Raw genomic sequence first — 14,632 nt, 5'->3', positions numbered from 1 at the left:
CCCATCTGGGAAGGCAAGCTTCGCTGCTACAGAAAGTCGAAGCGGTGTATCGGGTTCGATCATAAATCGATCAAACGACATCACACGCCCTCCGGCTGGCTGGTGTCCGTCTGGCGATCACCGACTACCGTCATATTGAGCGGCGAAAGATATTCATCCCCGCCTTCGATTTGCGGCATGTTTTCCCATCCGCGAATATCGTTGGAGGACAGCCAGCCACCTTCACGACCGATCCGATAACTCTCATAACGGGCCTTCATGTCGCCTCGCAGCAGGCCAGCCAAGTCATGTTCAATGAAGAGGCTTTGACGGCTTGCGGCAGTCAAGAGAGCCGCATTCATGGCCTGTTCCAAACGCTTCGCCATGGGTGCAAGGCATCGCTGCACAAGAGCACGGCTTTCCTGATCCGCGTTGGAATAGGTGGCGTTGTCGGTGATACCAACGGCAGTCGGCGGAACACCCCAAATCCGGCAGACATCCAGATTACTGAGCTTCATTTTATCCAGAAATTCAGCATCTTTCGAAGAGAAGGAGAAGGATTTCCAGTCCGCTCCGCCATCCAGCACCATGACACCGGATACTGCAGAATCGCTTTCAAACTTCTGGCGAAGCTTTTCCAGCGTCGTATCTCTCTTGTCGGTACCCATGGCATTCGGAAACACCAAAGCGCCTTCAGGCCGGAAGCTCTTGCCCGCCTGTTTTGCCGCCGTTTCCTGTTGCGTCAGGGCGAGGTGAAAGGTTCCGCTGGCGATCTGGATAGGGGAAAGCCCCATAACGCTGTCAGGCGCTAGACGGTACCGCAGATGAAGAACCTCTTCCTGAAGAAGCATTGCCGTTGAACCGCTCTTACCGGACAGCCGATAACGCGGCCGCCCGGAAGGCAGCCGTTCAACAGTCACGCCTGCAGGATCAAGGGGATAGAGCGCGGTCACTTGTCCGCGCCCGCTCCATTCAATCCGGGCGTAAGCGTTGCCGTGGATCATCAGGCAGGCGGTCAAATATTCCCGCGCTTCGAAGGCCGTCATGGCAGGGTTCGCCATGTCATGCAGCACGGTATAAAGCGGGTGATCCTTCGCCTTTTCTTGCCCGCCGTTATCGCCGCGCCGATACACATGCAGCGGTATAGCAGCAACGTTCTGGCTGACGGTTGCAATACAGGCGTGGGCGGTTGCCAAACCACTTGCGCGGTTTGGATCGACGTAACCGCCAATCCCGCCACGAAGGCCAAACCATTGGCCTAAATAAGGATCGTCAGATTTTATAGCGGCGCGTGTCTCGCGACCGAAGAGACGAGAAAGCGAAATCATCGCGAAAGCTCCAGAAGGCGAAGCGCTCGCTCCGCATAGGCCCGGAAGGGCGTAGACAATGAAAGAGAACGGGCTTGGATCACCGTGCCGTCGTAGGCAGGCCAAGCCAGGACGATAGAGATTTCGTGTAGGTCAACCGCCCGAAGCTCGCGCCGGTCACCGTCGCGTTTTTCATCCAGGGCCGTGAAGCCGAAGCTCATGCCGCCCAGGTCGCCGCGTTCTGCCAGTGCCAGCACGTCACGGCCCGCTTGCGTGTCTGGAATATCCAGATCGAAGGCAAGGCCGCGGCTATCTTCAGAAAGGCGCAAGGTGCCGGAACGGGTGCGGGCGAGAACCCGGCCCGGATCGTGATCCACAAGGGCAAGAATATCAGCCTTGGAACGCAAGGAACCGGAGAAAGCCCCCGGCGCAATGGTTTCGGTGAAGCGTCCGCCAATATCGGCAGACCTGCCAAAGGTTGCCGCATAGCCTTCAAGGCGACGGCCCTTGGAACGGATTTCAGCGGTCAAACCGCGACGTTCAATCGTCATAGAGATACCTCGCGATGCGGGTCCGTCAGCAGCCGAATAACCTGCCAGTTCGCGTCATCGATAAGTTTGGGACTGAAATAGGAGTAGGAACCGATACCCTCGACTTCGTCGCGGCTTCTTCCGAACGGATGATCCGTCCGCGAGTGAAGCACGGAGACCATGAGGTAGACAGCTTCACGGACAGGCAATGGCATCGGGTCAACCTGAACACCGATACTGGAAAGATGCGAGATGCAAGCATCAAGAAGACGCTGAATTTCAGCGTCCTCTGTATGATGGTTGCCAAGATATCGCCGTGCGTCGGCAACCGTCACCATGATCAAATCTCCGAATAGGCGAATGCCTTCGGATGGCGAACCGCCACATCGGCATCAAGGAAGGCATGGAGAAGAGCGCCGCCATTCGAAGCAACGTCCGGGTGATAGGGGTTGATCAGGATATCCACCGCCGACCAATAACCCAGGTACAATTCACCCCACTGACCAAAGATCATCGCCGCCTTGTCATTGCCGGAACCGAGGTTCGCCGGAACCTGAGTGGAGACCTCAACACGCTGGCTGTGGAAGGTTTCAGCTTGCGGAATGGCCCGCCCGTTTGCATCCTTCAGCTTGCGTGCGAGCTGCATAACCTTCGGATGCGTCAGGAACGCTGCGGTTCCCGTCACATCGTCAAGCTCCAGCGCCGCAATCAGGTTTGCCGCCGTGTCGCTCAAGGCGGTCACGCTGGCGATCTTTTCAACGCCTTGAGTATTCAGCAGGCCAAGCGGTTCCGCACCCGTGCCGCTGCCATTCATGGCAGCCAGATCAAGCGCCTGAGCGAGAAGGAAACCGAGATCACTACGGAGGATGCCCTCAATCGCGCTGCTGGATTGCAGCATCAGACGACGCGAAAGGCCGTATTCGGCTGCTACCGTCTTAGGCCCCATCGAATTCTTGCCAAAGGTCAAGCTCGAGCGGTTGGCATTGCCGTTTTCCGTCACCCAGGACGCCGAGCCGCTGGACTCGAGGTTCGGAAGGTCAAGATTTCCTGTCAGGCCACGAAGAACGGTCGCGCCCATGGCTTCCACCCGCAGAGCAGGGCGGAAGCGATCCGCAACGGCTGCAAGGTTGGTGGCGACGGTGTAACCGCCTGCCGAAGGCGTTCCGACCGTCTGGCTACGCTGTTCCGTACCGAGTAGGATTTGCGTGGGAACCGAAACCGCGACACCGGAAGCGCCGGAACGGCTTTCGCGGCCCCGCTTCAATTCCTGATCGATTTCCGCTTCACGGCCCGTCAGGCGACCGTTCATAGCGCCCATAATGGCGTTTGCTACGGAGTAACCACGCAGTTCGCGGCCAAATTCGCCGCCGTGAACTTCTTCGCCGCGCTGCTCCTCGCGCTCGAAGGCTGCCATGCGTTCCTCACGGGCAATCTGCCCATCAAGTTCGGTAACTTCCGTCTCCAGCGTCTTGAAACGCTGTTCTTCGTTGCTCTCCAGCGCCGTCTTTGCATGGAGGCCGCGCATTTCCGCGATTTTTGAGGCCCGCTTTTCGCGCAATTCAATCAATCTTTTCATTTTATGTTCCTCGAAGGGGAGTGAAAACCGTCGAAGAAAAATCAAGCGTATGTGGTTAAGTTGGTTGATGCCGAAATCGGCGGAAAAATCGCCAGCCTGCGCCCCTTGTCTGCTTTTCTTCACCCCGCACCCCAGAGGGGCGCTTTCCGTTTTAGGCTCGCTGGCGGAGCCGTCGCTTGATGGCGCGGGGAATGGGTTAATCGAGGCGTCTGCCTCCGACGATCAGCCTGCCCACGGCCTGAAGTAATGGATACTTCAACTCAGCGGAAAGGTTCTTGCCTGTCCGAAATTGGTGAGTTTCGCGATCTAAACGCTCGCTCAAAGCAAGCTGATTATCAAATGGTTCGAAACGATTGACGCTTGCAACCAAGTCGGAAAGAATTGGGTGCTGATAGATAAGCTCCGTACCAAGCACGCGAATATTTGCACCAACCGAGCTACGTCTAACTATCAGCCAAACCGCAAACGTTTCGCTACTCGTAATGCGTGGAATGCCGGGAAATCTTCTTTCGTGCTCCGCTTTGTCGGCGGCATCAATTTCACCCGTTCCTAAAAGGTGTATTGCCCGGGCCAAGGCCAAATCGAGCGTGGGCACGTCTTTCGATGCAATCAAGGCGTTTTCCTCTCGCATCAGTTCGTGGCCACACTTCAGATTGCTGAAAACGCTTTCCGCTTCCACGGCCCGTTCGGGTTGGTCTGTCGCGGCGCATGCGATGAGGAAACGAGCAGCATCCAAAGCCGTCATATGGGCGGCTCCACGTCCGCGACCAGCCTGAGAAATTCGTCCTGCCTCACGAAGACGGCGCGCAAACACGTTCAATGTGGCTTTCCCATCAAGTTGGTGCTGTTCGCAGACCGCAACAAGTTCGCTTAAAAGTGCCATAACGACTAATCCTGTGTTTCATTTGCACGATACACAGTTAAAAACGGCGCGTCAATTTCATTTGTACGTTTTGCAAATAAAACCCTCATTACCTCAACTGCACAACGCCTTCGTCAGATAGATCGTGAATGCCGGGTCTGTGATCACCTTGAACTTTTCGCCATCGAAGCGCCTGCCGCCGTTTCCTTCTGGCGTCCCCATGGCGAGCACGATTTCATTGATTGCCTTCATGTGGTGGGCGATTCGCTCTTCTGGCGAAAGGTTCGCCAGTGGGTCCGCTAAGGGCGGTTGCATGGCGACTGCTTCCGCCGCCGTAACCGATGCACTGCCTGCAATGGCAGCGCCAATAAATGCCCGCCTCGACATCGAGGCATGGTTTACCGGTTCGCGAAAATGGTTCCCCATCGCGTTGCTCCTTGTCAAATGATGTGGTAATCAACAATTATTGTTGGTAACTTACGCCAATGAAACCGTCAACAAAAATTATTGATCAATGACGCCCGCACAATGTCGCGCCGCTCGCGCTCTGATAGACTGGAAGCAGCTTGAGCTTGCAAAAGCTGCCGGGTTTGGTTTGTCTACGGTTGTGGATTTTGAAAAAGAGCGGAGAAAAGTTTCTCCTGATGCGGAAGCCGCAATGCAGGCCGCACTTGAAGCCGCGGGCGTTATCTTCGTTGCGGAAAATGGTGAAGGCCCAGGCGTTAGACTGAAGAAAAAGGAATTAGATTAGCGATGCCAAACTACGACTCCAATTTTATTGAGAAAATCAATTCTCAAATCGCTTTACTTCGCCAAGAACGACTGGATTTTATCGAAGATTATTTTGAGAAGAACGAACACGGATTTGTTTTTGCTGCACTTGCGCGACTCGCAGACTTTGATGGAGCAATAAAGTCGCTCGAAGACGCCATGCAAGACGCTTCAATGGCAAACCGTAAAAATTCAACAGACTGATATTTGCCGCAACTGCATTACATTTGCTGGCAAGACGATCCCTGAAAGGGATGAAGCCATGAGCATCGAACAGTTTGCCCTTTTCATGATTGTTCCGGTTGGTGGCCTGATCATGGGCGCTGCCGTGTTTTATTTCACTCGCAAAGACCGTGAGCGCCATTCCCATTGATTCGATGCAGGTGGGGAATTTCCCCACCGCGAACCAGATATTTTGACTTACCGGATATTTTCGCAAATCCGGTTTTCTGTATTTCCGATTTTCTGCAAATCTGTATTTGCGCTTACGGAAAGCGTCTTCGGCGAAGACGCTTTCCCGCTCAATCCATGAGTTCTAGCAGGCATAACGGCAACGCTTCCGGTTCATGCCTTCCACTGACCTGCAAGGCCATTGCCAGCGCCACAAGGCCATCGATTCGGCCCGTTGCCTTGCTCTTGTCCAGCTTTCGTCCTCCAGCCGGATCGCGGGTTACCACGGCATTCGCGGCGCACATGTTCAACACCGGATTTCCACCATGTTGCAGAAGCCGTTCCGCAACCGTGCGCTCCAGCATATCGACGGCGGGCGAAAAGTCCTTGAAGCCCTGCCCGAACGGCTCCAGCGGGATATTGCCGCCGAACAGGCCCAGTTGTCGCTTAAATTCCTCGATACGCCAGCGGTCGAAGGCGACCGTCTTCAGGTCATAGGTCTGTGAGGCGTTGAATACCTCATGAGCGACGAAGCTTGGATCGATCGTGCTGCCAGGTATCAAGGTGATATAACCCTGATCTGCCCACAGCTTGTAAGGCACGCGGTCCTCGTTCGAACGCTCTTCGATATTGTTCTCTGGCATGAAGAAGCGTGACAACACCTGAAAACGCCCGCTTTCGCCCGGAAACACCATCACGAAGGCCGTGAGATCGCGAGAGCCGGACAAATCAAGCCCGCCATAGCATTCGCGCCCTTGCAGCGCCTTGAGGTCTACAGGCTCGTTACAGCGGTCCCATTCCGCCTTGTGGATGAAACGCGCATTGGCGGAAACTCGCTGGTTCAAGATCAGGTTGCGGAAGGCGCTTTCTTTCGACGGCACAAGCCGCGCCTGCGCTGCCTGCCGCTGGACGTCATCCAGAGAGCGGAAGTCACCCAGCGCCGGATTTGCCGCCGTCCACGCCTCACGGCTCCACGGGTCGGCATCCTGTGGCGCTGCATAGAGCGTCAGGTGAAAGCTTGGATCATCCACATCGCCCGACTGGACACGAAGGCCGTAATCTATCAGTTCGGAAAGAACATGGTGATCCGCCGCCGCCTGTGTCGAGATACAGACCATCAGCGGGTTATCACGCGCACCTGTGGCTGTGTCGAGCGCGTCGAAGAGATCGCGGTTCGGTGCGCTGCCAAGTTCGTCATAGACGACGAAGGAAGGCGAGAGACCCATTTTCGAACCGGCATCGGCAGAGAGCGCCGCATAGAGCGAACCCGCGCCATCTCCGAACAGAACTTCCACCTGCTTCGAGAACTTGATGACATTCGCCCTGTCGTTCAGTTCCTCATGGGCTTCGAGGATGGCAACCATTTCCTGAAACAGCTTTGCCGCCTGATCGCGCGTCAGGGCTGCTGAATAGACCTCGCCACGCGGTTCCGCTTCCGGCCCCATCAAGTGACACAGCGCAAGGCCCGCCGCGATTTGGGTTTTGCCATTCTTCCGGCCCATGGAAAGCACCGCCGTGCGCACTGGCCGACGTCCTTCGCCGTCTTCCGCATAAACCGCCTCGATAAATTCGCGCTGCCATGGGCGAAGCTTCATCATCTGCCCTGCCAGCTTGCCCGCCGTGATCGGCAAATCTTCGAGGAAGGCGACCACGCGGCCCGCACGGCTCAAGCCATCCACTTCCCACGGCTTCACTGGCCTAACTTTGATCTTGCCGCGCTCTGAAAGAGCCTTCGCGCCTATACCCCGAACCGCCATTTCGCACCCTTTGGAATAATTTTTCTCGTAGAGGAATTTTCTGTGTTATCAGGCTCTTGAGAGGGTAAAACTAAGTATCCCCCCGACTCCCCCCTCGGTCCAGCCCCCTCAATCCGTGGTGATTTCACCCGCCCCCACCCCTTGAGTAGAATATTTTTCTACGCCATTGCCGTGCCAATCATCGCGCTTGTCGAGCGGATTGCCTTCAGCATCGAAGCCCTTGAACCTTCGGGCGAACGGTTTCGCCGTGCTTCGGTCTTGGTTCGCGGTCTTTTCGTTGTGGCAAGGCTCACAGAGTGAGGTCAGGCCATCGAGATCAGGGAACGGTTCACCGCCTCGATTGATGGGCGTGTTATGATCCACGGCTTTTGCAGGCTTCAGCAGCCCACGTTCCTTGCAGTGCTGGCAAAGCGGCGATGCCTTCAGCTTCGCGGCCCGCAGCTTGCGCCATGCGGTCGTGTTGTAGGGCCAGTTAGCCATGCGCCCGCATCCTCTCGTTCTGCATTGCCGAGACGATGAAGGCCAAGCCGCCGCCGCGTCGTTTCATTTCGGCTTGCGTTGCGGCTTCCTGCCTGTCGGCGTTCATCCACTCGATTACGTCGCCTTGCACCGTCAGGCCGAGAGCATGGACTTGCTCCAGCCAGCGCCGTTCAGCTGCCCCCTTGGCAGCATCCGCATGGCTGGGACTTCCACCGCCCGTGATGGGCAAGAGCATGGATCGCTGCGCGTCCGGCTTGCTCCCTCTCCAGAGCCGACGCAACAGCCGCGACGAAGGCCGGGAAGGCGGTTCCTGCCCTGCCGTTTCCACACGCGCCGTTTCGATTGGTTCCTTCGATTGGTTTATTCTATTGGTTTGTGTCGCATCCCTGCGACCTTCAACGTCGCAGCCTTGCGACTGTGAACGTTGCAAGCTTGCGACCTTTGGAACAGCCGGTTTTGCAGGCTGATTGCTCTTCGTCGGACGATCCCCGGTCTTCATCCTCGCCGCCCATTCTGCAACGATGAAGCGGAAGTGATCCCAGTTCGGCAGATAGCTGGCACGGTGGGCCTTGCCGCCGTGGCTATCCTTCTGGATCAAGCCAAGTTCGTGAAGCGTCTCTGTTGCACGGATCACCGTCGCCCTGTTGATGCCAAGCATCGCCGCGAGACGATCAATGCTTGGATCACATTGGCCTGTCTTCTTGTTGAAGTGGTCGATGATCGCGCCTGCAACGCGCCGCGTGGCCTCTGTAAGGCCGGACATGATGTTCAGCGCCTTGTGCGCAAACAGGATATCGTTCTCTTCGAGGATCGCCATTGTCACGCCCCCGGATAGGCCAGAGCGTGGGCCTGCTTCGCTGCCTCGATAGCCTCAAGATTGCGAAGGCCGAACCGCTCTTTCAGGGCAGGGAAAACCGGCCCTGTCAGTTCGTTGCGGTGCTGGTGAAGCCAGAGGGCAGCGGCCTGAATGGAACCATGCCCGCCCATTTTATGCCCACAGAACTTATCCGAAAGCTTACCAGAAACGTTGGGTTGCTGGCTTGGATGGACCGAGCTATGCGGTCTTTCCGGCAAGCTAGCGTTGTTGACATCGTAGGGGTCACAAGTTCGATCCTTGTCACGCCCACCATTCCCATTCAAAAAGGCCTTCAGAGCGATCTGGAGGCCTTTTGGTTTCTAGGCACGAAATTCCGTTCGCTCTCGTGAACATGAACAGGCCGGAGGGCCAAGGCTATTCTTTCCATCGGCATTCGATAACGCCGCCCAATGCCTCAATGGCACGCCCGAGTGCTCGATAGTTTATCTTTTTGCCGATCCACCCCGCCCGCTGGAAATAGCACCCAGTACGAGCCGCCTTGTCGAGATCCTTCATCGTCCAGCGAATTTCCAGGCAACGCTTGCGCACGTCATCGAGTGCGGGATGACCCGTGCTTCTGTATGCTGATCTTACCGCGCGACAAAATCCGTGGTAGCGCGCCACCTGGCAGATATTTGTCCAACTGGAGTGCGGAAAGGCCTCTTCGATTTCCTGGACGCTGGCAACGGGATAAAGCCGCCTCAGCTTGGCAAGTTCTGCCGCTGTCCAGACATGCACTTTCCGCCTCAATCCGAGCAACTGGCAGCGACTGGCAATCGCGGCGCGCGAACGGTGCGGCAGAAGCTTGCTCATCAGATCGTACTCGCCTTGATGAGCAATCAGCACCGCCTCCTCCTCGCGGCTCCAGAGCCTGTCGCCCTTCATGTTCTGCCCATGCTTGCGCATCCGCCGACGGCTGCGCTGACCCATCTTCACCGCACGAGTCAAATAGTCCAGGCTCATCGCTCACCTCTGGTCGCAGTGAACAGCCGCGTCTACAGGCGCCGAGCACAAGGGTGGCTCTCCCTTGTGCATCCCTCAGGACGCGCGGGAACTGCGCTGCCGTCGGAGGCATCATGCGGCAACTGTTGAGCATCTCCCGTTATCGACCTGAAGCTTCGCCTGTTGAAGGAAAGACCTGATGCTGAGCAAACATACTCATTGAGTGGCCGATTACCGCGTTACTTAACCCGTGCGGCATGACTCCAATCATCAACGACACGCGTTCATTTACCCGCTAAGCGAGTTGATTACAACCGAAGTGATGATCCCAAAAAAAGATGATCAAAGATCACATTATATGGCTAACACGCAACAAATTAACATTATTTATTCATCATTTATTACCAATGGGTATTTTCGATAAGATCGAACAACATTAGATTCATGAAGTTTATACTGCAAAACCATAATACCGGAGGGAACTGCCGAAACCTGAGACAGAACCATGCGAAGCATTCTGAAAGATCGCCGCGGAAATTTTGGGGTCATGAGCGCGCTGCTCATGGTTCCACTTGCCGCCGCTGCCGGTTTGAGTGTCGACTTCGCCAATGCACTGGCTGCCAAGAACGAGCTTCAGTCTGCCGCCGACGCTGCGGCACTGGCAGCAATCTCCGATAACTCGCCTGGCTATAAGAAAGCCATGACGATGACCGGGGACGGCGAGATCCTTGATGCGGAGACCGACGCCAAGAACCTGTTCAGCGGCGAAATTACCGGCAACAGGCCCTATACGCTGACGAATGTTTCCGCAAACGTATCGAGATCGGGTGTGGATCTGACGTCTACGATCACCTATTCTGCAGAGGTACCGACGTCATTGCTGATGGTACTCGGCCAAAGCACCATCACCGTCAGCGGAACGGCAACCGCCGCCTACAAGACCGCGACCTACCGCGATTTTTATCTGTTGCTGGACAATACGCCTTCCATGGGCGTGGCGGCCACGCCATCCGACATCTCCACCATGGTGGCCAATACGGGCGACAAATGCGCCTTCGCCTGCCATATCGTCAACAATGGCGTCGAGGATCCGAACAGCTATTACAATCTTGCCAAACAGTTGGGCGTGACGACACGCATCAACGTCGTCGCGCAGGCAACGGCCGCCCTGATGGACACGGCAACGAGCGCGCGCAAGGTATCCAACCAGTTCCGAATGGCGGTCTACACCTTCGGTCAGAAGGCGGAAGATACGAAGCTGATGGAGGTGGCGAATCTGACCTCGGATCTCAAGACGGCCAAGAACAAGGCCAGCATGATCGATCTGATGTCGATTCCCTATCAGGGCTATAATAACGACCAGCAGACGGATTTTACTCTTGCGATGCAGAACATCGGGAAAGTCATCGGTCCGGCGGGTACTGGTGCCACCTCGACATCGCCGGAGAAAATCGTCTTCTTCGTCTCGGATGGCGTCAACGACAGCTACAAGCCTGTTGGCTGCACCAAGAAGCTGACGGGCGGACGTTGCCAGGAACCCATCAATCCCGATGCCTGCCAGGCGCTGAAGGACCAGGGCTATAAGGTCGCCGTTCTCTACACCACCTATCTGCCTTTGCCGACGAACCAGTGGTACAATGACTGGATCAGCCCGTTCCAAGCAGAAATCGCTTCACGCATGCAGAGCTGCGCATCCTCGGGCTACTTCTTCGAGGTTAGCCCGTCGGAAGGCATATCCCAGGCCATGAGCGCGCTCTTCATGAAAATTATCAGCTCATCACGCCTTACGAGCTGAGATCAGTTCCTGGAACCGGGCAGCAAATCCTGCCACCCGGCTACTGCATAATTCCTTAAACCGGAATCGATTTAAGGTGAAAATTATGCAGCAGATACAAAGTGCTACAGCGAACCTTCGTACGCCATATTTGGCGCACGGCGCTGTAGCGCCTGGACTTTACCAGCGTGGCGGACCACCCCAGCGGCGATCCCACCCCCCGTGATGATGATGATGGTGGCGCGGCGGCGGACCCCAACCCCAACCCGGTGGTGGCGGCGGCGGGCGGTGATAGCGCGGTGGTGGCGGTGGGCGGCGAGGCACGCACTCGCCCCAGCGGTTCAATCTCCAGCCGCGCCCGCAAGCCCAGTCCACTTTCTCAATCAAACCAGATGCTGCACCGTTCGCCGGAACGACTTTTGGTGCGACGGGCATGGGTTGCGCTTCGGCGGCAACCGCGCCGACAGCAAGGATTGCGGCAGCCAAAAACATAGACTTCATGATCGTCACCTCAGTTTCGATAGTGAGGAGATTAGGATCTGGAAACTGAACAGCTTCTGAACCGCCCGTTCATGAAATCGTCGTTTTCCCTCTCCTATAAGCGCCCACAGCTTGCACTGTCCGCGCTTGACACTTGACGCTTTGGCTCCAATTGCCGGGAAGAGATGCTCAAGACATGAGCGCGGTTTGGCGCTGATTTAAGATCATGAACAGGAAGGCTGCAGGCTCGATGCAGACGCTGGCTCCCGGAGCGATATTCAAGTTTGGCCAAACCTGGGGCAAACTCCTGAAAAGGAAAGCCTTCGCGCGCGGCTCCGAAATTGGGCTGATCTTTTCCGGCATTCTGATCGGCATTGGCGCAGGCTGTGCCGTCAGCGGCATGAGCTGGGTTTCCAAGGCATTGCATAACCTGATCTTCGGTATCGAAATGAGCGAGTGGCTGAGCGCCTCGGAGATCGAGAACAAACTGATCGTCCTGTATGCGCCCATTGTCGGCGGCATTGTTCTTGGCGGCGTCCTGTTCATTCTTTCGCGCCGGCGAAAACGCGCAATGGTCGACCCCATCGAGGCCAACGCGCTCTATGGCGGGCGCATCTCTCTGACCGACAGCGTGATCGTCGCGGTCCAGAACCTGATCTCCAACGGCTTCGGAGCCTCTGTCGGGCTGGGGGCCGGCTATACCCAGCTCTCGGCAGGCCTGGCTTCGAAACTCGGCTCCAAGCTCAAATTGCTTGAATGACAAAGGATCAATAAGTAATGTATGTATATTTCGTCCCGTTCTGTTCGATTCCAGCATATTTTCCGGTTGATTTGTCTCGAGGAATACCCTGCTCATCAACAACGATGTTATTTTCAAAGAACTCTTCCATACCAACTGTATTGAAGGTACCTTCTACGCCTTTGCTAGAGCCGTCAGCATTATAGTAATCCGTCCGATTCAGTACTGAGGTGACGCCCATGGCGCTCATGTCTGCTTTTGACATCAAACCGCTTTCGCGTGCTTCCAGATAGGCTTTCGCTCTATCGGCTTCCGGCCCTGTTCCTTTGGCAGCATCAACCATTGCAGAAATATCATCCGAGTCTGGTCCGAACGTGCCCGTTCCGGTCTTGGTCAGACTATATTCCCCATTCAGTCCATCGACGCGTGTCGCACCATCCATGGTGAACACTCCTGTCGCAGACGATCCGGTTTTGTTCATTCCGGATACGATTTCAACAATCTTGCCAATAGTGTTACCAGCTTTGAACACATCGTCAGTGCGACCGGTGGCCTCCGGCAGCAACTTTTGGGTATGTTCTTGCAAGTTGGAGGTCGTGGGAGCTGTCTCAGAGGTCCCGAACAGGAGGGAGATGGAACTGCTCAAAAATCATGCGGTCTCATGATCAGCTTCATGCTTGGGATAAACGATAGATATGATTCGTATACAGTTTATTAATTTCAACCTATGGTGTTAATTGTTCTATATCTAGGTACCAAAATTAGAACGCTCCGAAAAAGTTGAAAGAATAAAATATATTACCGTTGTAGTTGAAAACGAAAGATGTTGGCGCGAGTATGCGGGTGACGCTCGTCCCATAGCGCATCCCTCCATTCATGGCTGAACAATGCACCATCAAATGCGGGGACTAAACACCTAGAACGCCATACATTTAATACCGGAGATTGAAGATGGCGTATCCAGTTCAACATCACTCGCCATCTAAAACCTGCGAAAGTGAAAACGGCGCCGGAGTGACCCGACGCCGCATCTTTATGCTTGGGAAGACGAAAATCAGGCAGCAGCCGAAGCAGCCGTCGGAACTTCTGCGATCGTTGCCAGAACGCGCGAAGCGATCTGGTACGGGCAACCCTGTGAGTTCGGACGACGGTCTTCCAGGTAACCCTTGTAGCCGTTGTTGACGAAGGAATGCGGAACGCGGATGGAAGCGCCACGGTCGGCAACGCCGTAGGAGAACTTGTTCCATGGAGCCGTTTCGTGCTTGCCGGTCAGGCGCAGGTGGTTGTCCGGGCCGTAAACGTCGATGTGCTCTTTCCAGTTCTTGGCAAAGGCTGCCATGAGCGCTTCGAAGTATTCCTTGCCGCCAACTTCACGCATGTAGGTGGTGGAGAAGTTGCAGTGCATGCCCGAGCCGTTCCAGTCGGTATCGCCGAGCGGCTTGCAGTGGAATTCGACGTCGATGCCATACTTTTCGCAAAGACGCAGCAGCAGGTAGCGTGCGACCCAGATCTGGTCGGCAGCCTTCTTGGAGCCCTTGCCGAATACCTGGAATTCCCACTGGCCCTTGGCCACTTCGGCATTGATGCCTTCGTGGTTGATACCGGCAGCGAGGCAGAGGTCGAGATGCTCTTCGACGATTTCGCGAGCAACGGAACCAACATTCTTGTAGCCGACGCCCGTGTAGTAAGGACCCTGCGGAGCCGGATAGCCCTGCTCCGGGAAGCCAAGCGGACGGCCGTTTTCGTAGAAGAAGTATTCCTGCTCGAAACCGAACCAGGCTCCATCGTCGTCCAGGATCGTTGCGCGGCTGTTTGACGGATGCGGCGTGACGCCGTCCGGCATCATGACTTCGCACATGACAAGAGCGCCGTTCGTACGAGCCGGATCGGGATAGATCGCAACCGGCTTCAGAACGCAATCGGAGCTATGACCTTCGGCCTGCATCGTCGAAGAGCCATCGAAGCCCCAAAGCGGCAGCTGCTCAAGCGTCGGGAATGTATCGAATTCCTTGATCTGGGTCTTGCCGCGAAGGTTTGCCACCGGCTTGTAACCATCCAGCCAAATGTACTCGAGCTTGTATTTCGTCATAGTGATCTCTCGTTTCTTATGCTGCGCGTTGTGAGCACATCCTGTTTCGCGCTTCCCTTCATGGGCGCACCGCCAGGACTGCCCATAGCAATGCATAAGC

Annotated in this window: 17 protein-coding genes and 1 pseudogene; 4 read left to right on the top strand and 14 right to left on the bottom strand. The window is 55.9% G+C overall.

The genetic code is table 11. The annotated features are described in order from the left end of the window. Positions 1 to 80 precede the first annotated feature (80 nt). The 6 genes from E8M78_RS02205 to E8M78_RS02180 all read right to left on the bottom strand — a co-directional run bounded on the left by E8M78_RS02205 (position 81) and on the right by E8M78_RS02180 (position 4,680). The gene (locus tag E8M78_RS02205) at positions 81 to 1,307 is read right to left on the bottom strand and encodes a phage portal protein (protein WP_137133506.1); all 1,227 of its coding nucleotides are present in this window, start codon (positions 1,305 to 1,307) and stop codon (positions 81 to 83) included. Further along, the gene (locus E8M78_RS02200) at positions 1,304 to 1,837 is read right to left on the bottom strand and encodes an HK97 family phage prohead protease (RefSeq protein WP_137133505.1); all 534 of its coding nucleotides are present in this window, start codon (positions 1,835 to 1,837) and stop codon (positions 1,304 to 1,306) included. The genes E8M78_RS02205 and E8M78_RS02200 overlap by 4 nt, the downstream gene beginning before the upstream one ends. After that, a complete protein-coding gene (locus tag E8M78_RS02195) occupies positions 1,834 to 2,154 on the bottom strand; it encodes a hypothetical protein (RefSeq protein WP_137133504.1) in 321 nt (106 codons plus the stop codon). Before E8M78_RS02195 ends, E8M78_RS02200 begins: the two co-directional genes overlap by 4 nt. 2 nt (positions 2,155 to 2,156) lie before the next feature. Continuing rightward, complete coding sequence (locus tag E8M78_RS02190) at positions 2,157 to 3,392, bottom strand: phage major capsid protein (RefSeq protein ID WP_137133503.1); 1,236 nt, start codon at positions 3,390 to 3,392, stop codon at positions 2,157 to 2,159. Between the two features lie 196 nt (positions 3,393 to 3,588). Then, entirely contained in the window at positions 3,589 to 4,275 is a 687-nt protein-coding gene (locus E8M78_RS02185; protein ID WP_137133502.1) for a hypothetical protein, read from the bottom strand. Positions 4,276 to 4,368: 93 nt separating this feature from the next. Then, a complete protein-coding gene (locus tag E8M78_RS02180; protein WP_137133501.1) occupies positions 4,369 to 4,680 on the bottom strand; it encodes a hypothetical protein in 312 nt (103 codons plus the stop codon). Between the two features lie 88 nt (positions 4,681 to 4,768). Between E8M78_RS02180 and E8M78_RS02175 the strand changes: the two genes are divergently transcribed. Then, on the top strand, positions 4,769 to 5,005 hold the full coding sequence (locus E8M78_RS02175) for a helix-turn-helix transcriptional regulator (RefSeq protein WP_137133500.1): 237 nt from the start codon (positions 4,769 to 4,771) through the stop codon (positions 5,003 to 5,005). Between the two features lie 2 nt (positions 5,006 to 5,007). Further along, positions 5,008 to 5,229: a hypothetical protein gene (locus E8M78_RS02170; RefSeq protein WP_137133499.1), complete on the top strand. Its 222-nt coding sequence runs from the start codon at positions 5,008 to 5,010 to the stop codon at positions 5,227 to 5,229. 317 nt (positions 5,230 to 5,546) lie between these two features. On the opposite strand, the gene E8M78_RS02165 is transcribed toward E8M78_RS02170, so the two are convergent. From E8M78_RS02165 to E8M78_RS02150, 5 genes are all read right to left on the bottom strand, one after another. Next, the gene (locus tag E8M78_RS02165; protein WP_137133498.1) at positions 5,547 to 7,172 is read right to left on the bottom strand and encodes a terminase TerL endonuclease subunit; all 1,626 of its coding nucleotides are present in this window, start codon (positions 7,170 to 7,172) and stop codon (positions 5,547 to 5,549) included. 108 nt (positions 7,173 to 7,280) lie between these two features. Beyond that, entirely contained in the window at positions 7,281 to 7,652 is a 372-nt protein-coding gene (locus tag E8M78_RS02160) for an HNH endonuclease signature motif containing protein (protein ID WP_137133497.1), read from the bottom strand. After that, entirely contained in the window at positions 7,645 to 8,469 is an 825-nt protein-coding gene (locus E8M78_RS02155; protein ID WP_137133496.1) for a helix-turn-helix domain-containing protein, read from the bottom strand. Before E8M78_RS02155 ends, E8M78_RS02160 begins: the two co-directional genes overlap by 8 nt. A 2-nt stretch (positions 8,470 to 8,471) precedes the next feature. Next, positions 8,472 to 8,639 carry a hypothetical protein gene (locus E8M78_RS23230; protein ID WP_170973292.1) on the bottom strand — a complete coding sequence of 56 codons (168 nt, stop codon included), beginning with the start codon at positions 8,637 to 8,639 and terminating at the stop codon, positions 8,472 to 8,474. Positions 8,640 to 8,883: 244 nt separating this feature from the next. Further along, on the bottom strand, positions 8,884 to 9,471 hold the full coding sequence (locus tag E8M78_RS02150) for a hypothetical protein (RefSeq protein ID WP_137133495.1): 588 nt from the start codon (positions 9,469 to 9,471) through the stop codon (positions 8,884 to 8,886). Positions 9,472 to 9,955: 484 nt separating this feature from the next. Between E8M78_RS02150 and E8M78_RS02145 the strand changes: the two genes are divergently transcribed. Continuing rightward, on the top strand, positions 9,956 to 11,245 hold the full coding sequence (locus E8M78_RS02145) for a TadE/TadG family type IV pilus assembly protein (protein WP_137133494.1): 1,290 nt from the start codon (positions 9,956 to 9,958) through the stop codon (positions 11,243 to 11,245). A gap of 159 nt (positions 11,246 to 11,404) precedes the next feature. On the opposite strand, the gene E8M78_RS02140 is transcribed toward E8M78_RS02145, so the two are convergent. Then, positions 11,405 to 11,725: a hypothetical protein gene (locus E8M78_RS02140; protein WP_137133493.1), complete on the bottom strand. Its 321-nt coding sequence runs from the start codon at positions 11,723 to 11,725 to the stop codon at positions 11,405 to 11,407. A 229-nt stretch (positions 11,726 to 11,954) separates the two neighbouring features. Here E8M78_RS02140 and E8M78_RS02135 point away from each other — a divergent pair. Further along, positions 11,955 to 12,455: pseudogene (locus E8M78_RS02135) on the top strand (hypothetical protein); the annotation flags it as partial. A 16-nt stretch (positions 12,456 to 12,471) separates the two neighbouring features. Here the strand turns inward: E8M78_RS02135 and E8M78_RS02130 are convergent. Next, complete coding sequence (locus tag E8M78_RS02130; protein ID WP_137133491.1) at positions 12,472 to 13,029, bottom strand: hypothetical protein; 558 nt, start codon at positions 13,027 to 13,029, stop codon at positions 12,472 to 12,474. A gap of 468 nt (positions 13,030 to 13,497) precedes the next feature. Beyond that, complete coding sequence (locus tag E8M78_RS02125; RefSeq protein WP_062555740.1) at positions 13,498 to 14,532, bottom strand: glutamine synthetase beta-grasp domain-containing protein; 1,035 nt, start codon at positions 14,530 to 14,532, stop codon at positions 13,498 to 13,500. Positions 14,533 to 14,632 lie beyond the last annotated feature (100 nt).

It is taken from the genome of Rhizobium sp. FKY42 (assembly GCF_005222835.1).
GTDB lineage: Bacteria > Pseudomonadota > Alphaproteobacteria > Rhizobiales > Rhizobiaceae > Neorhizobium.
Note: the sequence above shows the minus strand (reverse complement) of the source record. Positions and strands in the feature narration are given on the sequence as shown.